A 26,470-nucleotide genomic window follows, 5' to 3' on the forward strand; every position below is an offset into this window, starting at 1 on the left:
CACTCACACCTGCTAGGCCTGCAGGTGCTCCTGCAGGCCGGCCAGGTAATCGCCAAACCCTTCGCGTGCTCGACACTCGCGTCGGCTGCTGGTCGCAACACTGTGCCCGGCAGACCAACTGATCTGCACCCCCAGTGCTTCCAGGTCTCGCACCAGGCGAACATCCTCATGGGCCGCCAGAGGCTGGAAGCCGTCGACACGCTGATACGCCTGGGCGCTCACACCGAGATTGGCTCCATGAATATGACGATGACCGTCACGTGCCTCGTAGCGGCTCAGGTAGAGCTTGCGCAACGCAGCGGTCTGCCAGGGCTGCCAGTGGCTCACATGGACCGTACCGCAGACGACTTCAGCGCCGCATTCGAGCTGTGACGTCAGCCAGTGGGCAGGAACCTGGCTGTCGGCGTCTGTGCAGGCGAGCCATGTGGCACCGCGCGCGAGCATCCATTCGGCACCTGCCCGCCGAGCCATACCGACGTTGCCCGACTCGACCTCTAGGGTGTGCACCCCATGACGCCGAGCCACGGCGGCAGTGCCGTCGCTACAGCGATCGAGCACCACCAGAATCTCCACCTGGTGACCGCCCGCAGTAGCGTGTTGTGCGGCAGCCGAGGCCGCCTTCAGGCATCGACCCAGACGCCGGGCTTCGTTGTGGGCCGGAATGACGATGCCGATCATATGCACGTCTCGTCCAGGTCTACCACGCTGGGCTGGTTCGACCAGTAGGCCATGATGAAGTCGGCTTCGTCGTGGCAGAACACCGGGTACAACGGCAGGTGTTTGGACAGCATTCGGTGCACCTCGCGCCCGTCCTGGGGGCACCCGGCAATCGGGTGCTTCCAGTGACACGCCAGCAGGCCGCCGTCGTAGGACAAGCTGGCGACAGCCTGTTCGATTACCTGCAACCAGTCGGTGGGATCAAGGTAGTAGCCCACTTCGCTGAGCACGATCAGATCGAAACGCCCGCCTGGCCAGTCGGCAGGCAGGCGGGCGCGTTCGACCTGTGCGTGGCGGACATCGGCCAGGCGATCGGTGGCCAAGCCCACGGCCTTCGGGTCGAGGTCCTGGCACACCAGCTCGGCACAGCGCTCGGCCAGCAGCACACTGAGTTCGCCATTGGCGCAGGCGGGCTCGAACACCCGTTCGTAACACTGCCGGGGGAGGCTTGCCATGACCAGGTCGCGCTTGCGTTTTTCATACCAGCGGGTACGAAAAGCCCAAGGGTCTTCGTTGGCGGCATACAGGTCGGCAAAATATTGGGCATCGATACTCATGGCGAATCCTTTTACAAGAAGACCAGTTCGAAGGGCTGTAGCACGCAGTCCAGCAGGTTGGGGCGTAGCACCGGCGGTGTACAACCGTCAGGCTCGAACTGGCTGACGTGTGCAGCAATGGCTTTACGCTTGCGTGCCACCTGGCCCTCATTGAGTTGCAAGCGGTGCGCGCGCTCCCAGGGAAGACGTGGATCGTCAGGTTGTCCCCAGTGCCATGCCCATACTGGGACTTCCACCAGCTGGGCTTTACGCGCTAGCGCTGCCTGTGCCCCGGCCCGGCCTACGGCCTCGTGATCGCAGTGGCCGTCACCTCGCCAGGTCGTCATCAGCACATCCTCAGGGCGCAGTAGCTGAGTCAGATGGCTGACCAGAAAGGCTTCCTCCCTGGCCAGTTGACTGTCCTTCAGGTGCAGGCGGCGCCAATCGATACGCTTGGGGTCCAGCCCGAGTTGCTCGATGGCCTTGCGGCTTTCTTGCGGCCGGTCGCGACGCAAACGATGCTCTGTCCAGCGGGTCGAGCCGGGATGGCTGCCTTCGCCGTCGGTCGCCGAGATCAGCACCAGGTCCTCTTCACGCCCGGCAAAATCGGTTAGCAGACCGCCGGCCATGAGAATCTCGTCATCCGGATGGGGTGCGATCAGCACCAGGCGCCGACCAGGCGGGCAGAGCTGGTGTGCATTGAGCCAAGTGGCCCGGGCCAGATGGGCCGAGTGCTGCCACGCTGACCAGGGCGTACCGTCATTGGACTGGATCAGGTCTTCACTCATAGCTGCCATGCTCCGGAAGAAAGCTGTGCGGTCTGTGCACCGAGGGCTGCAAGGTCTCGTTCGGCGTGACTTTGGCGAATGAACACCGGCAGGTCTGCGCTCAAGCGCGCAAAGTGGGCATTACGGCAGAACGGGGTTGCACCCAATGCGCGGCCCACATGACGCATGACGTGTTCCACGGCGTATTCGACCTGGGCGCGCACGCGTTGCACGATCAGGCAGGCATCGGCGCTTGGGTTGCGATCGATCCAGGCAGCACATTCACGCAATGCCGCACCAGCGCCGCACAGGGCGGCATCTACAGCGCCCAGGTGTGCGTCTGCGTGGGGGTCTGGTTTGGGTTTGCGGCAGTGCTCGCGCAGGTATTCGGCCAGCGCCTCGGCCGCCCCATACCAGCAGGCGGCTATGCCTGCGCCGCCGTGCCAGAAGCCCGGCCTGGACAAATATTGGCCCGCCGCGCCGACCTGTACACCAGGTGTGTCGTTGAATTCGACCTCGACACTGGCAGTGCTGGCCATGCCCACAGCCTGCCAGTGCTCGATATTGAGGCCCAAGGTTGGGTCGGCCAAGCGGATGGCAACCAGCTGTGGCTGACCCGACTCGTCCCAGGCGGTGATCAATGCCTGGTCGATTTGCAAGGCGCCCGAACACCACGCTTTCTTTCCGCCCAGGCGGACACGGCCCCCGTCTCGGGAGGTGATGACGGCACGAGCATCCGGGGGCTCTGCGGCCCACACGCCCCAGAGCCCGTCAGACGAAAGATGGCCAGCACCACACTCGGCCAGGATCGCCAAAGCGTCTGTATGCCCTTCATAGAGCTTGGCCAATACCAGGTCACAGCCGGCGACCCGCGACAAGGTCTGCCAACGCTCAAGCGTATTGCCGTGGCCCGGCCTAGGCAGAATATCCAGGCAATGGGCCTGCAAAGCTTTCATCAGTTCAAGTAACTGGGTGTCGACATTGAGCGGCTGCAGCCGCTCGTCATAGGTGCGCAACAAGCGGTCCAACTGGGTGAGGTCATAGTCCTGAGGCATGCTCATGCGCGTAACTCCCTGTCGCGTTGGGCGTCGCCCATCATGTGAGCCCAAGTTGTTTGCGCATCCGCGCCGTGATGGATTGACGGGTCTTGCTCATATCGGCCCAAGGGTCTTGGGTATCGGCCAGTCGCTCACCTATTGTGGCGATGGTCCACTGATTGGCGCCCTTGAGCTGTGCCAGTTCTTCACGCCAGACCGGCACCGACACCGGCAAGCCCTCGCGAGCGCGCAGCGAGTAAGCACACACCGTGGTTGCGCCTTTGCCATTGCGCAGGTAGTCGATGAAGATGCGGCCTACTCGGTTCTTGGGACCAGACACTGCAGTGAGTCGATCAGGGAACAGTTTTGCCAGGTAGCTGACGATGGCGTGGCTGAAGTCCTTAACTTCGTCCCAGCTCGCTTTTCTCGTTAGCGGGACAACCAGGTGGATACCTTTGCCCCCGCTGGTCTTGATGAACACCTTCAGACCCAGTTCGTCCAGCAGGGTCAGGGTCAGCTGTGTGGCCTCCAGCATTGCCTTCCACGGCAGGGCCGGGTCAGGGTCCAGGTCGAGCACGAAACGGTCTGGCCGGTCGAACTGCGTGTCGGTGGCGTTCCAGGTGTGCAGTTCAAGCATGTTCATCTGTACGGCGCCCAGCAAGGTGTCAGGGCGGTTGATGACCATCGCGGCCTGGCCGGCTTCCTCTTTGCCGTACGTACGCACGTTTGGGATGTGCAGCTGGCCCGCGTTTTTCTGGAAAAACAGTTCCCCAGCGAGGCCGTCTGGCGCACGCACGAGCGCAACCGGCCGATTCTTGAGGTGGGGCAAGATCCATTGGCTGACCTGGGCGTAGTATTCGACGACGTCACGCTTGGTCATGCCAGAGGTAGGGTCGATCACGCGATCAGGGTGGGTCAGGCGCAGATCACCCAGCGTCTCGGTGCTCTTGGCCGCCTTGCGTTGATGGACGGTCTTGCTCGGCATGGCACGCTCCAGGTCGATATCGGTCGCCGGTTTGTCGTCGCGCAAACCGTGGAATACCGCGTGGCGTACTACGCCGTCACGGGTCATCTGGGCAAAGGCGATCTCGGCCAGTAACTTGGGCTCTAGCCAATGTATCCCTCGGGCTTCGGCGCCAGTGGGGGGGTTGGCTACGGTAGGCTGGGCGGTTTGTAGGGGTTCGAGTTGTGCGTGCAATGTGTCAAGGGTGGTGGCACTGAACCCGGTGCCCACCTTGCCGGCGTAACGCAGCATGCCTGCGTCGTCGTGCAGGGCCAATAGCAAGGCGCCGAACCCACTGCGGCTGCCCTTGGGGTCGGTGTAGCCCACCACTACAAACTCCTGCCGCCGCTTGCACTTGAGCTTGATCCAGTCGGCACTGCGCGTGCCGGAATAGCTGCTGTCGGCACGCTTGCCGATCAAGCCTTCAAGGCCCAGCTTACAGGCGCTCTCGAGCAACGCTTCAACCGGCTCGTCGAAGTCCGCGGAATACTTGAGGTTGTCAGCAGTGTTGTGCTCAAGCAAGCGCTCCAACGCGTCACGTCGCTGCTGCAAGGGTAGGGCGCGCAGATCTTGACCGCCCAGAAACGGCAGGTCGAAGACGTAATAGGTGATTTGTTCGTCATGCGCGGTATCGAATGCGTTCTGTAAGGCCTGGAAGTCTGCAACCCCCTGGTCGTCATTGACGACCATCTCGCCATCGAGCCACGCAGAGTCCACACCCAGCGCGCGTAGCGCAGCGATTTGACCCGGCATCTTCGCGCTCCAGTCATGGCCATTGCGGGTATAGAGCCGCACATCATCGCCCTCGATGCGCGCGAGGATGCGGTAACCGTCGTACTTCACCTCATACCGCCAGTCCCCCGAAGGGGGTGAGTCGACCAACGTGGCCAACTGCGGCTGCACATGTTCTGGCAACTTAGCGGGCTTGGACTTGGCGGCTTGCTTGGTCGGGGCGGGCTTGCCTTTGCCGGGTTTGGCCGTTTTGGCGGATTGCTTGGCAACCAAAGTGCGGTCGCTGATCACGCTGTCGGGCTGGTCCTCGACAATGCTGTACTGCGCCTCGCTGCGGGCCTGGCTGTCATTCGACTTGACCAGCATCCATTGCTCTTTCTTGCCAGCCAGGCGTGTGCGGAACAGGTTCCACATGCCCGCGAGCTTCTCGCCTTGCAGGCGAAAGCGCAGTTTGCCTTTTTTGTAACCCTCATGGGGGTCACCATCAGGTTCCCAGACTCCACGGTCCCAGACGATGACATCGCCCCCACCGTAGTGACCTTCCGGAATGTGGCCTTCGAAGGTGGCGTAATCGAGCGGATGGTCTTCGACATGCACGGCCAGGCGTTTGACTTTCGGATCCAGGGAAGGCCCCTTTGGAATCGCCCAACTTTTGAGCGTGCCGTCCAGCTCCAGCCGGAAGTCATAGTGCAGATGACTGGCGTCATGTTTCTGGATGCAGAACTGTAACGCATGAGCCGCTTTGCTGCGGCCGGATTTGCCGCTTGGCTCGGGCGTGGCGTTGAAATCGCGCTTGCGCGCGTATTCCTCGAGTGGCTTGGCCATGGGGGGCTCCGGAACCTGCGCTGTGTTGATCTTGGGAGGCGGGGAACGGCGCAGGAGTTCAAAAAACCGCCAATAGCCGCGTAAAACTCTGAATCTTCCTGGGTGCTGAGCAGTCGACTTTGGGTAAGCCAACTGATGGAGAGGCGTAATGTCCAGACCCGATGAACCCAAAGCCTATACCCCGACCGAGATCGATGACATCGAGGATCGTATGGGCAGTGTGCATGAGCTGAACTTCAGTGATCGCCTTGATGACCGTCAGGGGCGGGTAGGTGATGAGCGACCAGAAAGTGAAGTGGAGCAGGAATTCCCAGAAGAGCGCGTGCGCCAGAGCGGCTTGACCGGCGGCGAGGCGCTGACCGACAGCCTGCATGAGGACGGTGTTACCGATGATGATCTGAGCCCTGACACGTTGCTGGACGAGACCGGTGCTCGAGATCCCCATGAGCCTGGATACGGCGGTCCTGCCGATCAGGCGCTGACCGAAGTAGACGCGATCGAGATCGGCGGCGGTCGAGGCCTCGACGAAGCAGAACTGGCCCGCACCAACCCGCTTGACGGGAAACCGTGGACTGACGATGCAATCGAAGAAGACGAAAGGAGCTGATCATGAGCGAATTACGCTGCGCTTGTACCGAGTGTTCCTGCACGGTGAGCACCTTGCCGCAGAACGGCAAGGCCTACTGCTGCGAAGCGTGTGCGACCGGGCACCGTAACGGCGAGCCATGCCGTATGCCTGACTGCACCTGCGGCAAGGTTGAGCAGAAAAAGGAAACCAGTGTGGACAATGCGCTGGATGAGACTTTCCCAGCGAGCGATCCTATTTCGCCATGAGGGGTGTTGAGTCGGGTCTGCCTGGGCAGACCCGGCCTGTTCAACCTCTCTTAAACCGTCTCAGAGAGTGAGTGAATTCCATAGAAGCGGCCTTGACGAGGCGCTCCAGCAAGGGGACTGTGCTGAGCTTGGAGCAGCAGTAGTTTTGTGACTTACTCACCAACCGCCCCCCTTTACGTTGGTGCTGGCGTATCTTGCCGGCGCATGGTCTTAGCGCGCTTTTCCAGCACCAAGTAGGTGATGACCGCCAACACCAGCGGTATCAAGTAGTACAAGGTTCGATAGGCCAGTAAGGCTGCAACCAGGCTGCCTTGTGGAATCTGCCCTTGAAGCAGGCCCAGGAATACGGTCTCCAGCACACCAAGCCCAGCCGGAATGTGAGCCACCACCCCGGCCACGCAACTGATCAGCAGAACCCCCAGGATGGAGGGATAGAACGCCTGCTCAGGCAACAGCCAGAAGATCAGCAGCGCCATCATTGCCCAGTTGCTGGCGCCCAAGGCCACCTGGCACAGTGCAAGCCGCAGCGAAGGCAACGTCAGTTCATGCTCGCGCCAGCGCCAGGTACGTTTTTTGGCAAAAGCGCAGGCCAGCAGGTAGCCGATCGAAATGGCCAACAGCGCGAAGCCAATGAGCTGCAGCCCAGTGGTGCCGACCGCCCAGTTTGCCGGCAACTCGACCAGTCGCATGGCAAACACGCTGCCTGCCAGCAGCATGTAGCCCATCCAATTGGTCAATAGCCCCAAAGTGAGAATGCGTGTGATGGTTGGGATGTCCAACCCAAGCCTGCCGTATAACCGATAGCGCAACGCAACCCCGCCCACCCAGGTGGTGAAGTTGAGGTTGAAGGCGTAGCACACGAAGGCGATCGGCAGTACTTGCCGTACCGGCAATTTGTGACCGGTATAGGCACGGGCCAGAAGGTCGTAGCTGGCAAAGATCAAGAAGCTCATCAGTGCCATGACCAACCCGACGGCCAATGTGCCGGGTTTGTAGGCCAACAGCGATTCACGCACCTCGTTCCAATCCAGGTTGCGCGCCAACGTGAACAGCAACGCCGGGATCAGGATAAGGAACAGGACGGTGAACAGACGCTTGGCCCACACTTGCCAACGCTTTCGTTCCATCAGGTGTTGCCCTCGTGCAGGTTGCCTTGGGTTTCTACCGCTTGCCCAGGCGTTTTCAGGCGCTTGCGATGCGCAGGCAGCCAACCGGCAATGCGTGGGAAGTGGCGTATGACGTGGAAGCTCAAGAAGATCAGTGGCGCCCGCCACCAGTAGCCGCGAATCATTCGCTCCAGGGTGACCGTCTTGCACTGTTCGCTGGCCAGCGACTGCAGGTGGTCATGTAGCTGCTGATTGAAGGCACGGCTGCGGATGAACAGGTTGGCTTCAAGGTTGAACGACAGGCTCAGCGGGTCGAGGTTGCTCGAACCGACCGTGGACCATTCGTCATCCACCAGTGCGACCTTCCCGTGCAGGGGGCGCCGGCAATACTCATGGATCCGCACCCCGTCGCGAAGCAGGTAGTTGTAGAGCAGGCGAGCCAGGGTACGCACCCACCACATGTCCGGCTCACCCTGCATGATGAGGGTCACTTCAACCCCGCGACGCGCGGCGTTACGCAACTCGCGCAACAGGCGATAGCCTGGGAAAAAATAGGCATTGGCTACCACGATGCGCTTGCGCGCGCCACGCAGCGCTTCGAGGTAATAGGCTTCGATAGCTGTGCTGCGCTGGCCGTTGTCTCGCTCTACCATCACAGCGGTGATGTCGCCAGTGGGGTCGGTGACAGGGCGCACCTCGCTTGGGGGCTCGAGCACCGGCGACATCAATCGACGGCTGACGGCATGCACCTGCGCGACCACTGGCCCGGTTACCTCAACGGCGTAGTCCTGCTTGGCCATTGGCCCATAGTCGCCGAGATGATCGGCGCTGTAGTTGATGCCGCCAATGAACGCACGCTCCCCGTCGATCACGACGATCTTGCGATGCAGCCGGCGGAACAGGTTGGTGCGCAGGCCCGCCAGACGAGGCTGGGGGTCGAACAGGTGAAACCTTACTCCCGCCTCGGTCATCGCCGCGATGAACTCGGCTGACAGGTCAGCGGTGCCGTACCCGTCGGCAACCACTTCGACACGGACCCCGCGTTGCGCTGCCTCGATCAGCGCACGCTGCAACTGATGGCCTACCTTGTCCTCGTAGATGATGAATGTCTCGAGCAGGATTTCATTGCGCGCCTGGCCCATGGCCTCGAAGACCCGCGGGTAGAACGCCTCACCATTGATCAACAGCTCGACGCTGTTGCCATCGACCCAAGGTCTTTTCACACGTTGATCTCCGCTGCCAGGGGGGCGTGGTCGGACAGGTGCGACCACGGATAGTTGGATAAAACCTTTGCAGCATGCGGCATGGCATTGCGCACGTAGATCCGGTCAAGCCGAAGCAGCGGCAGGCGTGCCGGAAAACTGCGGGCTGGCGAGCCGAAACGCTCCCCGAATGCCTCTATCAAGCGCTGCGACAGCACGGCATCTGCTTTGAGACGCCAGTCGTTGAAATCCCCGGCGATAATTACCGGCGCCTTGGCGGGCAGGCGGTCGAGCAACTCGAACAGCAGACTCACCTGCTTCTGCCGGTGTGCCTCCCGTAGCCCCAAGTGCACGCAGATCGCATGTACTTCGTCATGGCCGGGTACTTCCAGTTGACAGTGCAGCAGGCCTCGCTGTTCATTTCCCTCCACCGAGACGTCGAGGTTTTCCGAACGCACGATCGGAAATTTGGAGAGCAAGGCGTTGCCGTGATCGCCATGGGGATAAACGGCGTTGCGCCCATAGGCAAATTGCGGCCACATGCTGTCTGCCAGAAATTCGTACTGGGGCGCCTGCGGCCAGGCAGGGTGGCTGATCGCATGCTGTTGGTGGCTGCCATGCACTTCCTGAAGAAACACCAGGTCGGCGCCCGTGGCACGTACCGCATCGCGCAGCTCCGGCAGGATGAAGCGGCGATTGAAGAAGGTGAAGCCTTTGTGCACGTTGAGCGTCAGCACGTTCAGGCGGTGCACGGCGGTGATTTTGTCGATGATGCAGCTTGGCGCGGGGAGTGTAGGGTTCACAGTTCAACCTCCGGCTCGGCGCCCGGCTCTGTCATCAGCTCGTGGTCCAGGTGCATCTTTTCCAGCAATCGGCGCGCGTCGTAAGGGGCGTGGACTTTCTGGTCGTTATCGAAATAGCAGTACACGTCCCGGGTTGAGCGCCGGGGGGGAGGGCCCTGTACGATCAGGTGTGCATCGTCGGCCTGACTCCCCTCACGCCACTGTTCGATCCGTTTCTTCCAGCGGCGCAGTGCGCTGACGGTATAACCGCTGCTGTAGAGTTCGACGTCGCCATGCAGGCGCATGTACATGAAATCTGCGGTGACGTCCTCCACGTAAGGCCACTTGCCCGCACTGTCGGCAACCACCAGAGCGACGTTGTGCTGGCGCAGCAGTTGCACGAAGCGCTCGCACAGGAAACTTTCGTGACGAATTTCTACGGCATGGCGTAGCGGCGCATTGCCGCGTATCTGCGTGCCGCCGTTACCTTGCAGGCGTTGCTCGCAGGCACTGGCGCTGCGTCTGGCAGCGGCGCGGTCACGCGGCAGCGATTGCAGAAATGCACCGAATCGCTCAGCGTCGAAACGCATGTTGGCAGGGAACTGCCATAAGAATGGGCCGAGCTTGTTACCGAGAAGGAGCGGCCCGGAGGCGAAGAAATTGGCCAATGGCGTATCGATGTCCTTGAGTCTGCGGATGTGGGTGATGTATCGCGGTGCCTTGACCGCGAACACGAAGTCATCGGGTGTGGCGTCATGCCAGGCTTGATAGCGTTCGGGCGTTTGCAGGCTGTAAAACGAGCCGTTGATCTCGATGGTATTGACTGCCCTCGACGCGAAGGCCAGTTCGTCGTCCTGGCGCAGCCCCTTGGGGTAGAAGTCCTTGCGCCAGGGACCGTATCGCCATCCTGAAATGCCAATGCGTACCTCGCTCACGCTGCCTCCTATCGCATCTCCATTCCATTCATCATTGCGACCAGTGCAGCGGCAGGAGGGTTCAGGCGCAGTTGATCAGTGGTGGCGAGCAGGGCTGGAATTGAACTTTGCGGGCAGGCTTGATGCCACTTTTAGACAGGCAGGGTGGTGACCAACGCTCTGTATCGACACTTCTTGGAGGTGCACATGGCCCGACACATCATCCATTTCACCGGCCCTATCAACTCGTCTACCTGCGGCAATCTGATCAACACCTGCACCAAGGCCGTGAACCAGGGGGCCGAGGTGGTGCAGTTGAATGTCGCCACGATGGGCGGCGAGTGCAGCTACGGGTTTACCCTGTACAACTACCTGCGGACCTTGCCGGTCAGTGTGCATACCCACAACCTGGGCACGGTCGAGTCAATGGGCAACATCCTGTTCCTGGCCGGCGAGCACCGCACCGCATGCACTCACAGCAAGTTCCTCTTCCACCCCTTTCACTGGACGCTGCACGGCTCCATCGACCACTCACGCATGGCCGAATATGCCATGAGCCTGGATTATGACTTGCGCCTGTACGCGCAGATTGTGGCGCAGCGCACCGAGGGCGCAGCACAGGCACTTGACGTGCCGCGCTACTTGATGGCGGCCCCGCGAATCCTTGGCCCACAAGAAGCCCTGGACAGCGGGATGATTCATGCAATCGACGACTTGCCGATAGAGGCGGGCGACTGCCAATGGAGCGTGCACGCTTAGAGCGGCACGCTCGTTTTTGAATGAGCAGCCAGTAAAAGTGGGCGTTAGCGCACAGACGCTGCGGTAGCTGCGTCGCACTCGAGCAAAGAGCGAATCAATTTCTTGATGTCTTGCTTGAGCGCGCTGACATGCTCGAAATGGGCGAACTGGTAGTCAGCGATCTCATGCAAGGCGCAGGGCTGCGGTGCTTCGTCGAATTCGGCCTCGAAGACATAATGCATGCGTTGTGGCGTTTCGTGGCGCATCAGCAGCGTGAAATTGTGGGCCTGCAGGCCTGTCTCTTCCAGCAGTTCGCGCTGGGCTGCCTCAAGCGGCGTCTCCCCAGGTTCTACCTTGCCTCCTGGCAGCGTCCAAGGGGCATTTGGCTTGCGAACCCACAGCCATTTATGAGCGTGTTTGCCATGCCGACAGATGATGGTTGCGCGGGGCTTGGCGGATTTCATGGGTACTCCGGCGAATCACATTCCTATGAGGAGTTAGTCGCCGAGCACCGTGCAAAAGTCATAAAACTGTAACAATTGACCGACGAACGGTCAGTAGGGTACCGAACCGTGGAGGCTCTCGATGGCCTCTACCAACTCGTCGTAGCCGACAGGCTTGTTCAGATGGCGATCAAAGCCAGACTGCTTCGACCGATGCTGATCAGCGCTCGCCCCATATCCGGTAAGGGCAATGGCCGGGGTATGCTGCAGGTGCTTGATGTCTCGCAAAGCTTTTATCAGGGCATGGCCATCCATGACTGGCATGCCGATGTCAGACAGAATGACGTCATAGTCCGTTTGCCGTGCTGCTTCGAGCGCCTGGCGGGGGTCAGCGAACGCGCTCACCTGCGCGCACTCCATTTCCAGGAGCTGTTGCATGACGTCGAGCACCTCGGGTGAGTCATCCACCAGCAGTACATGCAAGCCATCGAGCCGGCCCATGCGTTCAGTTTGCTGGCAGGCCAGTTGCTCGCCTTTACCGCTTGGAGACAAGGGCAGAGTGACGGTGAACGTACAGCCCTGACCAAGACCGGCAGAGTACGCGCATACGCTTCCGCCGTGGGCCTCCACCAATTGACGGACCAGCGATAGCCCAATGCCCAGGCCCTCTCGCGCCGCATGCCCGAGCGGCGAAGCCGCCTGGCTGAACAGGTCGAAAATGTGTTCCAGGCTATCTGCCGTAAGGCCGATGCCTTGGTCGATCACGCTGAGCGAAACCTGCGTGTCATCATGGCTCAGCGACAACCGGATGGTGCTGCCGGGTGAGCTGAACTTCAGGGCGTTGTTGAGCAGGTTCCAGATCACTTGCTCCAGGCGTGTGCTATCCCCGTCGATGAACAGCGGCAAGCCGTCTGCAGGCAGTTCCAGCACAACCGCCGAGTCAGGCTGCTCGCTGATGACCACCGCGTGGATACCCTCGATGATGGCAACCACGTCTACCGCTTCGGTCTTGAGCTTGAGCTTGCCGGTACGGATACGGGCAACGTCCAGCAGGTCGTCGATGATACGCGCCTGGCTGGCCACGGCCTCGCGAATGGTACCCACCGCCTTGCTCGCAGCGGCGACGTGGGCGATCGAAGGCAGACGACGCAGGATCTCGGCGTTGAGCTGTATCAGGTTAAGGGGGTGTTTGAGTTCGTGGGACATGATGGCGAAGAACTCATCCTTCATGTGGCTGCTGCTTTGCGACTCGGCCAGTTGCTTGCTCTGCTCATCGTGCAGGCGCTTGTGCCCGGTCATGTCCCGAGCAATCTTGACGAAGCCACGCAATGAGTTGCCCTTCAAGCGCGAGATTTCACCACTGGCATAGAAGCGGCTCCCGTCCTTGCGCATGTGCCAGCGCTCATCCTGACTACGGCCGTTGGCGCGCGCCGTCTGCAATTCCTGCTCGGGGATGCCGTTCTGGCGGTCTTCCTCAGTGAAGATGAGCTGGTAATGTTGGCCCTCGACATGGGCCTTTTCATGGCCGAAGATCAATGCAGCACCTGTATTCCAGTCAGTGATCAGGCCCTGCTCATCCAACAGGATGATGGCGAAGTCGTGGGTACTTTCAGCGACCACTCGCATGCGCTCTTCGCCAAGTCGCACACGCTCTTCGGCCGCGCGGCTCTTGCTGATGTCAATGAAGGTGAGCACGGCGCCGTCGATCTTCTGTTCGCTTGAACGGTAGGGCAGCAACCGGGCCAGGTACCAGTGGTAGGCCTGGCCCCCGATTTCCCGCTCGATGATGTGCTCGCCATTGACCACGGCGCGCGCATCATCGGCCAGGGCGGGGTAGTCCAGGCGATGAGTGATGTCCAGCAGGGAGCGCCCTGTATCCACCGGCAGCATGTTGAACAGATCGGTCGCACGTGGGGTGAACCAGCGAATGTGCAGGTTGCGGTCGACGAACACGGCGGCGATGTCGGTGCTGGCGATCAAGTTGCGCAGGTAGTCATTGACCTTGTCGGTCTCCTCGACCTTGCTCTTGAGCTCGTAATTGACGGTCAACAGTTCTTCGTTGATTGACTGCAGCTCTTCCTTGCTGGTTTCCAGTTCTTCGCTGGCCGAGCGAAGCTCTTCGTTGATTGTCTGCATCTCTTCGTTGGAGGCCGTGAGTTCTTCACTGGATAGCTCCGACTGCTCAATGGTCTCCTGCAATTGCACGCGCATGCGCTGCAACTCTCGCTCCAGGTTGTTCAGCACCATGCTGTCGGTCTGGCGAATGGCATCGACTAACGGCAATGACGGATCGGGCGCACGCTCTTCGAACACCACCAGCAGGTATTCGCCGGCCGTTTGCTCATCCTTATGCGGTTGCACGGTAATTTCGACCTGGCAGCGCTGACCATCCTCGCCTAGGTCCACAGGGCGAGAGGTGACCGCATGGGTGCCCTGGCGCGCCTGGAACAAGGTGCTGCGAAGCGCCAGTCGCAAGCTGGGCAGTACCAGGTTGAGCACGTTGCGGCTCAACTCACCGCTGCCCAATTGCATGTAGCGCCCGACACCTTCGCTCAGATGAAGGAGGGTACCCTCACCGTCGATGATCAGACTCGGCGGGGTTCGGCGGGCCAGTGCACGATGGTGCACCTCAGCGTAAGAGGGCTTGCGCTGGGCTCTGCTTTTGGCGGTGGCCGGTTGCTTCAGAGCGCCTAGATCACTCCCGTGCAACTGACGCCCCGGACGCGTGCCGGCATGGGCGACCTCGCGTGCCCGGTAGATGCGATTACGCTTGTCCACCACCGCGAACAGATCGCCAGCCAGTTCAGCCGATTCGGAAGAGCCCAGAAACAGGTAGCCACCCGGGCGCAGGGCGAAATGGAACATGCGCAGGATGTCCCGCTGGATTTCACGGTCCAGGTATATCAGCAGATTGCGACAGACGATCAAGCCCAATTGCGAGAAAGGCGGGTCGGACAGCAGGTTATGCCGTGCGAACAGCACTTTCTCTCGTATTTCCTTACGCACGCGATAGTGCTGGTCTTCTTTGGCGAAAAACTGGCGCAGACGCGAGGGTGGCACATCGGTGATGATGGACTCTGGATAAAGGCCGGTGCGGGCATGGCCAATGGCACGCTCGTCGAGGTCTGTGGCGAACACCTGCACCTTGTTGGCGCGCTGGTCCAAGGCCAACTGCTCGCACGTCAGCATGGCCAGGCTGTAAGACTCCTCTCCCGTCGAACAGCCCGCGGACCAGATGCGAATTTCGGCTGGGTTATCGCCTTGGTCCGGCTCATTTGCCAGCTGGGGCATGACGATACGCTCAAGCGCCTCGAACGCCTCGCGGTCGCGGAAAAAATTAGTAACCCCGATCAGCATGTCCGCCAGCAACGCTGCCGATTCATCCTCATGGGTTTCAAGGTAGTGCAGGTAGGCTCGAAGATCGGCCTGTCCCGTGACATGCAGACGTCGCTCGATACGCCGCAGCACAGTGGCGCGCTTGTAATGCTGGAAATCATGACCAGTGGCGCTGCGCAATTGCAGCAAGATGTCTTCCAGCACAGGTTCGCACGCCTGGGGGTCACCGGCTCGGGTACCCAGCGCCGGCGGTAGGCTATCGTCTTCGATACGTGGCAGATTGACCTGGCGCGCGTTGTGCCACAGCTCCATCAGCTTTTGGGCAAGCTCTGCCGCCGGGAGCACGACGTCGACCAGACCCGTCTCGATGGCCGCCCGGGGCATGCTGTCAAACTGAGCATCGTCCGGGCTCTGTACCAGGGTGAGGCCGCCTTGTTCCTTGACACGTGCCAGGCCTACGGCGCCGTCCGCGCCCGTACCGGAAAGGACCACGCAAAAGGCATGATCCTTATGCACGTCGGCCAGGTCGCGGAAGAACAGGTCGATGGCCACATGGTCACCGCGCCGCCTGTTGGCCGGCGCTACTCGCAGGTAGCCATCATTGGTCGATAGCCGATTGGCAGGAGAGATGACATACACATGGTTGCGTTCAATCGGCACCGGTTCCGTTACCTGGCTCACCGGCATGCTGGTTGTCTCCTGAATGATCCGATCAGCGACACTCTGATGGTCTGGAGACAGGTGCAGCACGATGACGAACGCCATGCCTGAGTCTGCGGGCATCTGCCTGAACAGGGTACAGATGGCTTCGATGCCCCCCGCTGAGGCACCAATACCCACCACAGGGAAATTGAGATGGCTAGGACTGAGGTTCGAGGGATGCGGCGCGGCGGGCTGGTTAACGGTCGACTTCATGGCGGTGCCCTGTACAGACCTGACAGACAGCCCATCGACACGTCGCGGGGCAAGAGGAGCGCCATTATAGGCAACGCGCACGGATATTCGCGAGTGCCTTGATGCGACGCTAATGACTGGTCCACAAGTGTTCGGCCAGATAATCTTTTCGCGCCACCGGTCTGCAACCCATGCCATGGGACTGAGTAGCCTGTTATCGCGCGGGTTCCGATGAAGGGCACGGCTTGATGTCGTGCGCATTTCCAGAACCGCAAGGAGATACGAAATGGCTCGTGATCAGAAATCGACCGGTCAACGTGGCGGCACCAAGGAAACCAATCCAGGCAATTTCGCCAACGACCGCGAAAAGGCCTCCCGCGCTGGGCAGAAAGGGGGCCAAGTTTCAGGTGGGAACTTTGCCAATGACCGTGAGCGCGCCTCGCAGGCTGGACGCAAGGGTGGTCAGAACAGCCACGGCGGCGGGCGCAATGTAACGAGCGAAGCACGCGGCTGACCTTGTCGTGGGTGCCCGCCGAGGCCGTGCTGGGCACCCGTCGGGGGGCAACGACGCATATCCGATTGAATCTTTAGCGCTGCGCTGCACTCCATCGCAGGGTCATCCACGCAAAAGAGGAGGGTGCAGCGATGCCTAGTCCCCAGTTATACATCATCGATTACCGGCTCCATGGCGAGCCACGCACCTTCATCATTCGTCTGGAACGTCTGGATAATGCCGAGGCCTGGCACTGGGCGAGCTGTGATGCCGGCATCGGCATCATCCCCAAATTCGGGCGCGAGAAGATCCGCAAGGTCAGCCGGCCTATGGCTGAGCGCTACGGCGTCACGGATGTGACTTGGCGCCTATCAGGCAGTAAGCCCGGACAGTCTCTAGAAGACCCTGCCACCACCGCCTGATTGCGCAACCTCTTCCATTACCTGATTACACACCCGCCTCAGGGTCGCTGGCAGGTACGCCTGGACGATTTTGATCGTCATCGGTCAGGCCCGGGTCAGTGTCGGGGTCGTCGACTCTATCATTGCGCTGCTCTTGTTCAAGCTCGGGCCAGTCGTCCTGGACATTGCCGCCACCCATCATAAGGTTCTGGATCACTGCATGCGCCTCCGTTGGTTTGGAAAAAAGGCCCGCCCCGAAGGCGGGCCAACACAGGAGTGAGAGGAACAGCCATTGCCAGACCCCTCACTTTTTCAGAGCGCCACTGCAGGGGTAGAAGTCCCTCTGCGCAGGCGCGGGTCTGACCAACGGTGCTATCCGGCCGAGTACTTGACGGCAGCAGCGGTCCGCGAGCTGACGTTGAGTGCCTTGAGCAGTGACGAAACGTGGATGCGCACCGTGAAGGGCGAGATGTCCAGGGCTTTGGCTATCTCCTTGTTGGTCTTGCCTTGTGCGATCAAACGCAACACATCTTGTTGGCGTTGAGTCAGGTGCTCGGTACCCGCGTCAGCATTGGCGACCGGCAGCAAGCCGGAAGGCAGGTAACGCACCATCACTTCCCCTGCTCGAACGGCGAGGATGGCGGCGCCCATTTGCTCGGCGCTCAGGCTTTTGCCGATGAAACCATCCACGCCGCAGGCCATGACCTGGTCGATGATGACCGGATCGTCCACCATCGAGACGACGATCAAGGTCGTGCGCGCCAGTTGGCGTTTCAACTGGGCAAGGCGGTTGACAGAATCCAGGCCCGGAAAACGCAGGTCTAGGATCAGGGTGTCGAGGGCCTCGCCAACGCTGGCAATCTGCAATACCTCATCCAGGCTACCGGCCTCGGCCACGCAGGCGCTTGGCAGCACACGGCAGACGGTACGCACCATGGCTTCCCTGAACAGCGGATGGTCGTCCGCCACGATTATTCGACTGGTCACGCTTGGCAACTCCCTTTGGCCGCAGGTCGATCAGGCCATGTTAACGTAGCAGCCCTGGCACGTGCGTGCTGCCCCGTGATGGGAGCAAAGGCACCTGATGATAAGGATTACGGCCATGGTCATGGATAAAAATAACGAGCTCGACCAAGCGAACTTGCGTCTGATTGTTGGCAGTTGCGCGTTCGCCTATGTGGCGATGCTGGTATTTCTGCTGGACCGCTCTGCCGCGCTCTACGTGCCGGTGGTTGTCTATATCTTCGTCTTTCTCTTGGTATCGGTGCTTTTGCGCCAGGCCGTCGCACGCTGGCCCGGGCATTATCCGTGGCGCCGGGTGCTGGGCATGGTGCACGACTACACAGGCACCTGCTTCGGCTTGGTGGTCGGCGGTGAAGCGGCGCTGCCGCTGTATGCCGTGATGGTGTGGGTCAACCTGGGCAACGGCATGCGTTTCGGCTCTCGGTACCTGGCCATTGCGACCGGGCTGGCGCTGGTCGCGCTGGTAGTGGTGTACCGGCTGACGCCTTACTGGCAGGCCAACCCTTTTCTGGTGCTGATGTTGCTGACCACCAGTACCGTGATACCCGTCTATGCGCACTTGCTGCTCGAACGCACGCGCCGAGCTTCGGAGCAGGCCGCTGCAGCTAATCGCGAGAAGTCCCGCTTTCTGGCCCAGGCGAGCCACGACCTGCGCCAACCCATTCACTCCATCAGTCTGTTCACGGCGTGTTTGCGCGAGGCGCGGCTGGGCGAGGAGGAACGCAGGCTGGTGGACAGCATTGACCGATCGTTGCTGAACGTGTCCCAGCTGTTTCGGTCGATTCTGGACCTGTACACCCTGGATAACGGGCGGGTGCAGCCGCGCTACGAAACCTTTGCTCTGGGCGATTTTCTCGAAGCCCTTGCTCGTGAGCATGCCGAGGCTGCTCGCTGGGCGAGGGTGGAGATACGCGTGCGGCCTTGCCCCTACTGGACGCGTGCGGACCGCGGCATATTGACGACCATGGTCCAGAACGTCCTGTCCAATAGCCTTAAATACGCATCGGGACGGCCACTGTTGATAGGTGTACGGCGCTGCCGGGATGGGCTTGCCATCATGGTCTGTGACCAGGGACGAGGCATCGAACCTGCACACCAGACGCTGGTGTTCGAAGAGTTCTACCGGGTCAGGCAAGTGCGCGACAAGGACGTCGAAGGCGTCGGGTTGGGCCTGTCGATCGTTCGTCGGCTTGCGCGGCTGATGAACGTGCAGGTGCACCTGCGATCTCGACCCGGTCACGGCACCACCGTGAGCCTGAAGGGGTTGCCACAGATAACGCCTCAACCTACACGGGCAGCGCCTGAGCAAGAGCTGGCTGCTGCAGGTTGGCTCAACGGCCTGCGGGTTTGCCTGATTGAGGACGACCAGAACGTGCTCAGGGCAACATCGGCCCTGTTGCAGCGTTGGGGATGCGAGGTAGACGGCCATAGTTCTGCTGCCGCTTCGAATGAGGACTGCGACGTCATCGTTGCCGATTATGACCTTGGCCAGGACGCCACCGGAGTCGATTGCATCGAGCGGCTGCGCAGCGAGCGGGGCTGGGCTGTACCAGCCTTGATCATGACGGGGCATGATCCGGACCGAATACAGGTCGCAGTACAGGGTCGCGGTATCGCAGTGCTGTCCAAGCCCGTGCGCCCTGCCGAATTGCGGGCCATGTTGCGCACGCTCTGTGATAACGCCACCTCGCCCCGTTATTGAAAGCGGCCATAGCGCCGGTCAAAAGCGTCCGGTCTGGCCTTCTTTCACGCAGCTGGGGGTGGGTTGATAGATGCCCATGCCGGCCGCAGCGACCAGCGCACCACTGGGCATCTGGCATTCGAATCGCCCTTTGCCAGTTGTGGCGGTGTAGTACGTGATGGTGCTGTCGCTGCGCACATCTTCCACTTTGGAGACCTTGGTATTGAGTACGAACTCGGTACGCTTCTTCAGCGTGTCATCGGAAGGCTTGACGGTTTGGCAGCCGGCCACGGCGAACAGCGCACCGGCAATGCCGATTAGCTTGAAAGGACTCATGGGAGGTTTCCTTGGCGATGAAAGCCCTGGAATATAGCGTGCGTTGAAGGGAGGAGCGATTAGGACGGATGTGCTAAATGGCACCTGGCTACTAGAGCCTTGATCAATTTATACGAGATATAGAGTCAACCAATATTGATCTTATACTATTTAGTGTTGATTATAGTCGCTTCTATGAGTCTGGTTTCTCATTTTAGAGGCAACCGACGTAAGTCTTAAGCCTCGTAAAATTGACTTTGGTGAGCATTATGCAAGACTTCTTTCCCGTGGCTTGTGCCGACATGCTCGCGCGTGTAGGCATGCTGGTGAAGGCACAGCGTTTGGCGCTAGGTATTCGGCAGGCGGACATCAAGGCCGCTATTGGCATATCGCCGCACCTGTTGCGCAAGGTCGAACAGGGCTCGCCTCACGTAGACCTGCGCTCCTTCATGCTGGTGCTATGGCGGCTTGGCATCAACGATACGGTCTTCCGAACGCTCGAGGACGTTGAGCACAGCGCCCAGATGGCCCGTTTCGTTCAGCTGGAGGATGACCCTGAGCAACTTTCAGCCCGACGCGTGCGCCTTCCCAAACCCAAGCCTGAGGCGTTCTGATGCAACGTGCCTACATCTACATGGAGCATCCCGAGAGCGGCCAAGTAGTCACCCTCGGCCGCCTGAGCCTGAAGGGCAGACTGGGCGAATTCGTCTACGCACCCGAATACGTGGCGCAGGGCGGATGGGTACCAGACCCGATCCACTACCCGCTGCGTGCCGAACCCTACACGGGCATCACACGTAACCGGGGCATACCTGGCTTCATCAACGATGCGATGCCGGACGGTTGGGGGGAGCGCTTGCTGCATCGGGTTTATGGGCAAGCTTTGAGCACGCTGGACTTTCTGCTCAAGTCTCCTAACAACGACCGCGTCGGCAACCTGATGGCGGGGCGAGCCCGCACGCCCGACGAAGGCACTGGCGAGGGTACCATCCCGAGCCTAAACGGCCTGGCCAAGTTCATCGCGGCATGTGAGGCGGTTTATGATGGGCAACTGACTGCCGAGGCGATCACTGCCTTGAGCATGCGTCAGCAGCGCTCGGCACTGGGTGGAGCGCGGCCGAAGCGAACGCTGCAGGACAAGGGCATGCTGATCCTGGCCAAGCCACGCGACCGTTTCGATCACTACGACCTACCAAGCATCGAGCATGCCTGCATGACGTTTGCGGCAATGAAGGGTCTGAGTGTTGCACGCACGGCGCTGCATGCACACAGCCCGTCCACCTTGCTGGTAGAGCGCTTCGACCGGCTCCCCATTAAGGATGGTGCGCGGCGGATTCCAATGCTCAGTGCGCTGACACTGCTTGATTCAGAGTGGAACGCGCCATACCACAGAGACTGGCAATATGCCGCAGTGGCCGACGAGATGCGCCGTCGGGGAGTGCCGGTCGGTGACCTGCAAGCATTGTTCACACGCATGTGCTACAACGCCATGGTTGGCAACTCGGATGACCACCCGCGCAACCATGCGGTGATCTGGCTTGATGGCCAGTGGCGTCTTTCACCGCTCTACGATGTTCTGCCAATGCTCGATGAGGGGCCGGCCAAGGCTTTGGCCATGGCCGTCGGGCGCGAAGGCAGCCAAATCAGCAGGTTAAACCTGCTGAGCCATCATGCCCACTTTGGGCTGGCGCGGGACCAAGCCGAGCATGTGCTCGAAGAGGTCGCCAGCTGGGTACCTGCGCTTCGCGATCACTATGCCACCTTCCTCGCGGGTGCGGACCTGGACAGCGCATGCGCAGCGGCGAGCAGTGATCGGATGCTCAGTTGATTTTGCAGCGGGGTCTTTGCGGCAATCAGACCATAAGGGCCAACAGCGCTGCGGCCAAGGCTGGCGGCATGATCAGCAGACCCAGGCGCAGGAATTGCCAGGCGCTGACAGACTCGCCTTCACGTCGAATCGCCACCAGCCAGAGCAGGGTTGCAAGGGACCCGGTAATGGACAGGTTCGGGCCCAGGTCGACGCCGATCAGCAACGCGGCGGTGGTTTGCCGAGGCAGGTGGGCGATATCAACCATTGAGCCGGCAATCAGCCCAGTCGGTAAGTTGTTCATCAAGTTGCTTGCCACGGCCACACCGAGCCCAGCGGTCCAGCTCGCAGCGGCCTGAGACCGCTGCTCCATGGTCATGAGCATGTGCGCCAAGTGTTCGATCACGCCTGTCTGGGCCACAGCTTCGACCAATACGAACAAGCCCGCAACCAATGGCAGTACACTCCAGGCCACGTGTCGCATAACGGGCATCGGGCTGCGCCGTTGGCGCAAATGAATCAGCGCGGTGGTCGCGACACCAGCGCTGAAGGTAGGCAGGCCCAAGGGTACGTCCAGTGCCGAAGCACCCAATAACACGCAAGCAGTCAGCGCAATACCCCATGCACACAGACGGGCACCGGCTGAAAGAGGCTGTGCTTGCACAGTCAGGGCAAGCGGTTGGCAGATCTGGCGGCGTTGGGTAATGCGCAACATGAGATAGGTCGCCATGATGGCCGCCAACGAAGGCAAAGTGAATTGCCTGAGCCAGTCCCACAAGGGCGGCATCTGGCTGCCGAAAACCACTAGGTTGGCGGGATTGGAAATGGGCAGGACAAAGCTTGCGGCATTGGCGATGAACGCACAGATGAACAGATAGGGCAGGGGCTCAGCCTTGGCGGCCTTGCAGGCTGCATACACTGCCGGGGTAAGAACCACGGCAGTGGCATCGTTCGAGAGAAAGACGGTCACCAGAGTGCCGACCAGGAAAACCAGATTGAACAGGCGCTGGCCAGAGCCCCGGGCATGTCCTACGGCGTACCGGGCTACCCAATCGAAAAGGCCTTCCTGACGGGCCACTTCGGCCAGCACCATCATGCCGATCAGAAACAGGTATACGTCGCCGCCCTTGGCCACGGCGGCCAAAGCGTTCATCGGCGCAATCAGCCCAAATAGCACGAGTGCGATGGCGCCACCCAGCGCCCAGATAAATTCCGGCACCTTGAAGGGTCGGAGTATGACGCCGGCGGTGGCCAGGGCCGAGACGATCCAGATGATCAATGAGGTTTGGCTCAGGTGCATGAAGGGTTCAGTTTCCGGCGGCTGACGGCATTGAGGAGGAGGGCGCATCGCCCTGACGCGGGTGGGTTTCGGGCAGGGCGACCAGCACAAGCACGAAGGCGCAGGCTGCGATCCCGGCCAGCGTCAGGAACGCGGCATTATAGCCCGCCGCTTGGACGACGAACCCAGCCAGACCAGGGCTTAGCGCTGCACCTAGACCGAACACGGCGGTAAGCGCCCCAAGGCTGACGTTGAACCGCCCGGTGCCCTCGGTGAGGTCCTTGACGATGATCGGGAACAACGCCCCGAAAATGCCGGCGCCAATGCCGTCGAGTAACTGCACGCCTACAAGCCAGAAGGGATTGTCCGACAAGGTGTAGAGGGCGCCGCGCAGCGGGAGTATCAGGAACCCCACGAGCATGAACGGCTTGCGCCCCCATTGTTCGGCACGCGCCCCGACCAACAGCGCCATGGGTACCATGACCAGCTGGGCTGCCACGATGCAGGCCGAGGTCAGCGGCGTGGCCAGGCGCAGGTCGACCTGGGAGAGCTTCTGGCTTACCAATGGCAGCATGGCCGCATTGGCCAGGTGGAACAAAGCGCAGCAGATCGCGAAGAGCAGCAAGGTGCGGTTATGCAACAGCAGCGCAAAGCCAGCCGGATTGTCTTGATCGTTCGGGCCATGGGCCAGACCGCGAGCCACGTGGTGGTCGATGGCGGCGCCCGGCACGCATGCTACCGCGATGACGCTGGCCACGGTCAAGGCAGCCATCAAATAGAACACCACTACTGGGCCATAAAGGTAGGCGAGCCCACCGGCCAGTAGTGCAGAGAACGCATTGCCAGCATGGTTGAAGGTTTCGTTGCGCCCTACGCGTCGCGTGAACGCCTTCGGTCCGGTCAGCCCCAGTGAGATGGCAGCGATCGCCGGCGCGAACACGGAGCCGGCCAGTGCGCTTACAGTCTGGGTTATAGCGACCCAGGTAAATGACGTGATAAAAGGCAACAGCACACAGCTCCCGGTTACCAGTACTGCCGCTATGACCACCACGGCACGCTTGGCAGGCGTACGGTCAATCAGGGCGCCGGCGGGCGTCTGAGCGAGCAGGGCAGTAACACCGGCAATCGTCATGACCAGCCCTATGCTTGCGGGCTGCCATTGATGAACGGCAAGTAGGTAGATGGCGAGGTACGGTCCAAGTCCGTCACGTACATCGGCGAGGAAGAAGTTCAACCAGTCAAGCGAGCGATACGGGGCGGATTGCCTAGGGTTTTCCAAGGACGTGCTCTCGAGAGGGCCACGCAGCCATCTCGCTGGCGTGGGCCGGGGGATGGACGGCAGGCGAGTACTGATGCTGGGGTGTCATTGGCAAAGACTGTGCTTTGCGATAATAGGTTCCAGAGGCGGATTTGAGTTGTCTGGGGTGACGGCCAAGAATCAGTGAGGGATGGAATAACAGGCCTGGTCATCAGGGCATCATCAGATGAAAAGCTTGGGAAGGTAGGGCTGGCTACGACGATACGAAGGATCATTTTATAACTAAACTAAATGAATATTTAGTGTAGTTATCACCTGTAGTTATATTAGTTTAGGGCAGGAGGCGCCCTAACCATACGGTTAGTCCTCCAGATTCTGGATCTTCAACAACGTGATCGACTACCTCGAACCCGTTGATGCGCAACTGATCGGCGTATTCCTTGGCATTTAGACTCGCGTGATACAGCGTTTCGCCTTCGAATGTACCCAAGGCCTCACCGTAAGAAGGCCCACTCGTGAACATGAGCAACGCCCCTGGAGCCGCGTGACGACGGAAAACCGGGAACATCCCGCGCTGATCTGAGGGTTTGAGATGGAAGAAGCTGTTCCAAGCAATGATCGCGTCGAATTGGCGTCCCAATGCAAGCGCGCGCATGTCTGCGTGAATCCATTGCTGTTCAGGAAACTGTGCACTGCAAAGGGTCAGCATCTGGTTGGAGGAATCTACACCCACAATGCGAGCGCCGATTCCGACCAGATATCGCGCCACAGGTTGGCCAGAGCCGCAGCCCAGATCTAAAACAGTTGCTGACGGCCTCAACAAGGCCCCGAAACGCTCAATCCATTTGCGATCGGTGAAGTGATTGGCACGTTTTTGGTGCCAGGTGAATGCATGGCGATCGTAGAGGTCGATGATGTGGTCAGCTGATAGATGGTAGGACATGGGAAGAGGGTTTCCGTGAGCGGTCTACAGGAGGACGCTGTATGCGGTTCGTGGGTTCGAATGTACCCCAGGGTCGTATCGAACTGGAAATACCTAGATGCGCATAATGTGTATTATGTTAAATGGTGGATGAGCTTGTTGGGTTGAGTGGCTTTCTTTTCGATGATTCGCCCAGCGTTCATCCGCGACCTACCCGTATATTGAGGCTGTCGCTAAATGAGGCGACTCACCAGTATTAATGGCGAACACCGAGCCGCAGCGGCATGAACGAACTTTGTTTATTGTTGCCACCTTGTTCGCCATGTACCTGCGGGTTTCAGATCTCGCCGGCCGAAAGAATTGGAAACCCACCATGGGTGACTTTCGCTTAGATGATGAAGGCAACTGGTGGTACTTCACGGTGGGTAAAGGCAACAAGGCAGCCAAGATTGCCGTGCGGGATATCTACGTAGAGCGCTATTTAAAACGTTATCGACGATTCCTGGGGCTCTCCGAATTACCTCATCCAGGGGAAAGTACGCCGCTGATCAAAACACTCAAGGGGCGAGCAGGCTTGTCTGACCGACAGATCCGCGCCCTCCTCCAAGCCGTTTTTGATAAAGCCGTGGAGAAGATGCGCAGCGAAGGCCGCGCTCACCATGAGATGGAGAGTCTGCGCAGTGCGTCTGCGCACTGGCTGCGTCACACCTCGGCCACGTTTGACGCTCCACTGCGCAATCCTAAGGACCTGCAAGAAGACCTGCGGCACAGCAACCTCAGTACAACCCAGAACACCTATTACCACGCACATGATCAGGAACGTGCGCATTCGGTGAAGCGCATCGGCATGCGCGACCGCGGTTGAGCCTGGATTGCCCAGTCGTCAACCACCAGCTTGCCGTCCCACATGGCTCGAAGCCATTTATCTAGGAGTTCACAGTGAAAACTACCGGGCTGGTTGAGGTTGAGGCCGTTACTGATGTGACCTGTGACGTCTGCGGCTGTTCTACGCGCAGGGCCGCGGGCGGTTGTCAGTATGGAACCCTACACGCCCACTGGGGTTATGGCAGCGAGCACGACGGGCAGCGATTCGAGGTACACCTCTGTGAGCACTGCTTTTTTCAGACCTTGGCGTACATGAAGCAAGAGCGGCGCGTTCAACAGCTATTCAGTGATGAACCGTCTGCTCTGACTGATGATTTGGGCCTGGTTGCCCAGGACGATTACTTCCACGACACGGGTCGCCGTTGATGGGTTGATCATCGACAACGACCAGCCAGTGGCCTCGCCCTAATGAGCGGGCTTCCGCGAGTGGCGTTTTCCTTGGGCAAACGGTCGACCAGGACCAGCATTGAAAAATCTGAATTAATGTTGATCTATCTCTTGGCGGGCAGCTCGGCACTGGCTTGTTGTGCCCTCTCCCCT

Annotated in this window: 24 protein-coding genes and 2 pseudogenes; 9 read left to right on the top strand and 17 right to left on the bottom strand. The window is 60.2% G+C overall.

Annotated elements, in window-relative coordinates:
* Positions 1-12: 12 nt before the first annotated feature.
* From CWR53_RS10520 to ligD, 5 genes are read right to left on the bottom strand one after another with little or no spacing between them, the layout of a single operon-like run.
* Positions 13-678 (bottom strand): glycosyltransferase family 2 protein, encoded by a 666-nt coding sequence (locus CWR53_RS10520; protein ID WP_058604585.1) that lies wholly within the window; start codon positions 676-678, stop codon positions 13-15.
* Positions 675-1,274 carry a bifunctional 2-polyprenyl-6-hydroxyphenol methylase/3-demethylubiquinol 3-O-methyltransferase UbiG gene (locus CWR53_RS10525; protein WP_058604586.1) on the bottom strand — a complete coding sequence of 200 codons (600 nt, stop codon included), beginning with the start codon at positions 1,272-1,274 and terminating at the stop codon, positions 675-677. The genes CWR53_RS10520 and CWR53_RS10525 overlap by 4 nt, the downstream gene beginning before the upstream one ends.
* 11 nt (positions 1,275-1,285) lie before the next feature.
* The gene (locus tag CWR53_RS10530) at positions 1,286-2,041 is read right to left on the bottom strand and encodes a PIG-L deacetylase family protein (protein WP_058604587.1); all 756 of its coding nucleotides are present in this window, start codon (positions 2,039-2,041) and stop codon (positions 1,286-1,288) included.
* On the bottom strand, positions 2,038-3,081 hold the full coding sequence (locus tag CWR53_RS10535; protein WP_100851470.1) for an acyl-CoA dehydrogenase family protein: 1,044 nt from the start codon (positions 3,079-3,081) through the stop codon (positions 2,038-2,040). Before CWR53_RS10535 ends, CWR53_RS10530 begins: the two co-directional genes overlap by 4 nt.
* A gap of 34 nt (positions 3,082-3,115) precedes the next feature.
* Positions 3,116-5,617, bottom strand: coding sequence for a DNA ligase D (gene ligD, locus CWR53_RS10540; protein WP_100851471.1), 2,502 nt, complete (start codon positions 5,615-5,617; stop codon positions 3,116-3,118).
* Between the two features lie 148 nt (positions 5,618-5,765).
* Between ligD and CWR53_RS10545 the strand changes: the two genes are divergently transcribed.
* Both CWR53_RS10545 and CWR53_RS10550 read left to right on the top strand, forming a co-directional pair.
* Positions 5,766-6,224 carry a hypothetical protein gene (locus CWR53_RS10545; protein WP_058604590.1) on the top strand — a complete coding sequence of 153 codons (459 nt, stop codon included), beginning with the start codon at positions 5,766-5,768 and terminating at the stop codon, positions 6,222-6,224.
* Between the two features lie 2 nt (positions 6,225-6,226).
* The gene (locus CWR53_RS10550) at positions 6,227-6,451 is read left to right on the top strand and encodes a metallothionein (RefSeq protein ID WP_027915593.1); all 225 of its coding nucleotides are present in this window, start codon (positions 6,227-6,229) and stop codon (positions 6,449-6,451) included.
* A gap of 173 nt (positions 6,452-6,624) precedes the next feature.
* On the opposite strand, the gene CWR53_RS10555 is transcribed toward CWR53_RS10550, so the two are convergent.
* From CWR53_RS10555 to CWR53_RS10570, 4 genes are read right to left on the bottom strand one after another with little or no spacing between them, the layout of a single operon-like run.
* Positions 6,625-7,578 (bottom strand): lysylphosphatidylglycerol synthase domain-containing protein, encoded by a 954-nt coding sequence (locus CWR53_RS10555; protein ID WP_100851472.1) that lies wholly within the window; start codon positions 7,576-7,578, stop codon positions 6,625-6,627.
* On the bottom strand, positions 7,578-8,780 hold the full coding sequence (clsB, locus tag CWR53_RS10560) for a cardiolipin synthase ClsB (RefSeq protein ID WP_078478621.1): 1,203 nt from the start codon (positions 8,778-8,780) through the stop codon (positions 7,578-7,580). Before clsB ends, CWR53_RS10555 begins: the two co-directional genes overlap by 1 nt.
* Positions 8,777-9,562, bottom strand: coding sequence for an endonuclease/exonuclease/phosphatase family protein (locus tag CWR53_RS10565; RefSeq protein WP_100851473.1), 786 nt, complete (start codon positions 9,560-9,562; stop codon positions 8,777-8,779). The genes clsB and CWR53_RS10565 overlap by 4 nt, the downstream gene beginning before the upstream one ends.
* Positions 9,559-10,476 carry a DUF72 domain-containing protein gene (locus CWR53_RS10570; protein ID WP_100851474.1) on the bottom strand — a complete coding sequence of 306 codons (918 nt, stop codon included), beginning with the start codon at positions 10,474-10,476 and terminating at the stop codon, positions 9,559-9,561. Before CWR53_RS10570 ends, CWR53_RS10565 begins: the two co-directional genes overlap by 4 nt.
* A 186-nt stretch (positions 10,477-10,662) precedes the next feature.
* On the opposite strand from CWR53_RS10570, the gene CWR53_RS10575 reads away from it, so the two are divergent.
* Positions 10,663-11,214 carry an ATP-dependent Clp protease proteolytic subunit gene (locus CWR53_RS10575; RefSeq protein ID WP_058604595.1) on the top strand — a complete coding sequence of 184 codons (552 nt, stop codon included), beginning with the start codon at positions 10,663-10,665 and terminating at the stop codon, positions 11,212-11,214.
* 44 nt (positions 11,215-11,258) lie between these two features.
* Here CWR53_RS10575 and CWR53_RS10580 read toward each other — a convergent pair whose 3' ends face one another.
* Together CWR53_RS10580 and CWR53_RS10585 are read right to left on the bottom strand one after the other, a co-directional pair.
* Positions 11,259-11,657 (bottom strand): NUDIX hydrolase, encoded by a 399-nt coding sequence (locus tag CWR53_RS10580; RefSeq protein WP_058604596.1) that lies wholly within the window; start codon positions 11,655-11,657, stop codon positions 11,259-11,261.
* A 90-nt stretch (positions 11,658-11,747) separates the two neighbouring features.
* Positions 11,748-15,887, bottom strand: a complete 4,140-nt coding sequence (locus CWR53_RS10585; protein WP_100851475.1) for a CheR family methyltransferase — start codon at positions 15,885-15,887, stop codon at positions 11,748-11,750.
* 319 nt (positions 15,888-16,206) lie between these two features.
* On the opposite strand from CWR53_RS10585, the pseudogene CWR53_RS10590 reads away from it, so the two are divergent.
* Both CWR53_RS10590 and CWR53_RS10595 read left to right on the top strand, forming a co-directional pair.
* Positions 16,207-16,380, top strand: a pseudogene (locus tag CWR53_RS10590) (general stress protein); the annotation flags it as partial.
* Positions 16,381-16,511: 131 nt separating this feature from the next.
* Positions 16,512-16,781, top strand: coding sequence for a DUF6555 family protein (locus tag CWR53_RS10595; protein ID WP_027915584.1), 270 nt, complete (start codon positions 16,512-16,514; stop codon positions 16,779-16,781).
* 25 nt (positions 16,782-16,806) lie between these two features.
* Here the strand turns inward: CWR53_RS10595 and CWR53_RS22965 are convergent, their stop codons facing one another.
* Positions 16,807-16,977 (bottom strand): hypothetical protein, encoded by a 171-nt coding sequence (locus CWR53_RS22965; RefSeq protein ID WP_181405504.1) that lies wholly within the window; start codon positions 16,975-16,977, stop codon positions 16,807-16,809.
* A 155-nt stretch (positions 16,978-17,132) separates the two neighbouring features.
* On the bottom strand, positions 17,133-17,747 hold the full coding sequence (locus tag CWR53_RS10600) for a response regulator transcription factor (RefSeq protein ID WP_100851476.1): 615 nt from the start codon (positions 17,745-17,747) through the stop codon (positions 17,133-17,135).
* A gap of 115 nt (positions 17,748-17,862) precedes the next feature.
* Here CWR53_RS10600 and CWR53_RS10605 point away from each other — a divergent pair, with 115 nt between their 5' ends.
* On the top strand, positions 17,863-19,485 hold the full coding sequence (locus tag CWR53_RS10605; protein WP_100851477.1) for a hybrid sensor histidine kinase/response regulator: 1,623 nt from the start codon (positions 17,863-17,865) through the stop codon (positions 19,483-19,485).
* An 18-nt stretch (positions 19,486-19,503) separates the two neighbouring features.
* Here CWR53_RS10605 and CWR53_RS10610 read toward each other — a convergent pair whose 3' ends face one another.
* The gene (locus CWR53_RS10610; protein WP_058604601.1) at positions 19,504-19,800 is read right to left on the bottom strand and encodes a hypothetical protein; all 297 of its coding nucleotides are present in this window, start codon (positions 19,798-19,800) and stop codon (positions 19,504-19,506) included.
* A 248-nt stretch (positions 19,801-20,048) separates the two neighbouring features.
* Here CWR53_RS10610 and CWR53_RS10615 point away from each other — a divergent pair, with 248 nt between their 5' ends.
* Together CWR53_RS10615 and CWR53_RS10620 are read left to right on the top strand one after the other, a co-directional pair.
* Positions 20,049-20,393: a transcriptional regulator gene (locus tag CWR53_RS10615; RefSeq protein WP_078478616.1), complete on the top strand. Its 345-nt coding sequence runs from the start codon at positions 20,049-20,051 to the stop codon at positions 20,391-20,393.
* Positions 20,393-21,607, top strand: a complete 1,215-nt coding sequence (locus CWR53_RS10620) for a type II toxin-antitoxin system HipA family toxin (protein WP_058604603.1) — start codon at positions 20,393-20,395, stop codon at positions 21,605-21,607. Before CWR53_RS10615 ends, CWR53_RS10620 begins: the two co-directional genes overlap by 1 nt.
* Positions 21,608-21,632: 25 nt before the next feature.
* Here the strand turns inward: CWR53_RS10620 and CWR53_RS10625 are convergent, their stop codons facing one another.
* The 3 genes from CWR53_RS10625 to CWR53_RS10635 all read right to left on the bottom strand — a co-directional run bounded on the left by CWR53_RS10625 (position 21,633) and on the right by CWR53_RS10635 (position 25,066).
* Positions 21,633-22,886: an arsenic transporter gene (locus tag CWR53_RS10625; RefSeq protein ID WP_100851478.1), complete on the bottom strand. Its 1,254-nt coding sequence runs from the start codon at positions 22,884-22,886 to the stop codon at positions 21,633-21,635.
* Positions 22,887-22,893: 7 nt separating this feature from the next.
* A complete protein-coding gene (locus tag CWR53_RS10630; protein WP_100851479.1) occupies positions 22,894-24,144 on the bottom strand; it encodes an MFS transporter in 1,251 nt (416 codons plus the stop codon).
* 310 nt (positions 24,145-24,454) lie between these two features.
* The gene (locus tag CWR53_RS10635; RefSeq protein WP_058604606.1) at positions 24,455-25,066 is read right to left on the bottom strand and encodes a trans-aconitate 2-methyltransferase; all 612 of its coding nucleotides are present in this window, start codon (positions 25,064-25,066) and stop codon (positions 24,455-24,457) included.
* Positions 25,067-25,304: 238 nt separating this feature from the next.
* Between CWR53_RS10635 and CWR53_RS10640 the strand changes: the two are divergent.
* Positions 25,305-25,910, top strand: a pseudogene (locus CWR53_RS10640) (site-specific integrase); the annotation flags it as partial.
* Positions 25,911-26,470: the final 560 nt, after the last annotated feature.

The organism is Pseudomonas sp. SGAir0191 (assembly GCF_002812565.2).
GTDB lineage: Bacteria > Pseudomonadota > Gammaproteobacteria > Pseudomonadales > Pseudomonadaceae > Aquipseudomonas > Aquipseudomonas parafulva_B.

Coding starts and splice junctions, on each gene's coding strand:
- CWR53_RS10520 (WP_058604585.1), bottom strand. CDS start 678: ATGATCGGCATCGTCATTCCGGCCCACAACGAAGCCCGGCGTCTGGGT.
- CWR53_RS10525 (WP_058604586.1), bottom strand. CDS start 1,274: ATGAGTATCGATGCCCAATATTTTGCCGACCTGTATGCCGCCAACGAA.
- CWR53_RS10530 (WP_058604587.1), bottom strand. CDS start 2,041: ATGAGTGAAGACCTGATCCAGTCCAATGACGGTACGCCCTGGTCAGCG.
- CWR53_RS10535 (WP_100851470.1), bottom strand. CDS start 3,081: ATGAGCATGCCTCAGGACTATGACCTCACCCAGTTGGACCGCTTGTTG.
- ligD (WP_100851471.1), bottom strand. CDS start 5,617: ATGGCCAAGCCACTCGAGGAATACGCGCGCAAGCGCGATTTCAACGCC.
- CWR53_RS10545 (WP_058604590.1), top strand. CDS start 5,766: ATGTCCAGACCCGATGAACCCAAAGCCTATACCCCGACCGAGATCGAT.
- CWR53_RS10550 (WP_027915593.1), top strand. CDS start 6,227: ATGAGCGAATTACGCTGCGCTTGTACCGAGTGTTCCTGCACGGTGAGC.
- CWR53_RS10555 (WP_100851472.1), bottom strand. CDS start 7,578: ATGGAACGAAAGCGTTGGCAAGTGTGGGCCAAGCGTCTGTTCACCGTC.
- CWR53_RS10575 (WP_058604595.1), top strand. CDS start 10,663: ATGGCCCGACACATCATCCATTTCACCGGCCCTATCAACTCGTCTACC.
- CWR53_RS10580 (WP_058604596.1), bottom strand. CDS start 11,657: ATGAAATCCGCCAAGCCCCGCGCAACCATCATCTGTCGGCATGGCAAA.
- CWR53_RS10585 (WP_100851475.1), bottom strand. CDS start 15,887: ATGAAGTCGACCGTTAACCAGCCCGCCGCGCCGCATCCCTCGAACCTC.
- CWR53_RS10595 (WP_027915584.1), top strand. CDS start 16,512: ATGCCTAGTCCCCAGTTATACATCATCGATTACCGGCTCCATGGCGAG.
- CWR53_RS10605 (WP_100851477.1), top strand. CDS start 17,863: ATGGTCATGGATAAAAATAACGAGCTCGACCAAGCGAACTTGCGTCTG.
- CWR53_RS10610 (WP_058604601.1), bottom strand. CDS start 19,800: ATGAGTCCTTTCAAGCTAATCGGCATTGCCGGTGCGCTGTTCGCCGTG.
- CWR53_RS10615 (WP_078478616.1), top strand. CDS start 20,049: ATGCAAGACTTCTTTCCCGTGGCTTGTGCCGACATGCTCGCGCGTGTA.
- CWR53_RS10620 (WP_058604603.1), top strand. CDS start 20,393: ATGCAACGTGCCTACATCTACATGGAGCATCCCGAGAGCGGCCAAGTA.
- CWR53_RS10625 (WP_100851478.1), bottom strand. CDS start 22,886: ATGCACCTGAGCCAAACCTCATTGATCATCTGGATCGTCTCGGCCCTG.
- CWR53_RS10635 (WP_058604606.1), bottom strand. CDS start 25,066: ATGTCCTACCATCTATCAGCTGACCACATCATCGACCTCTACGATCGC.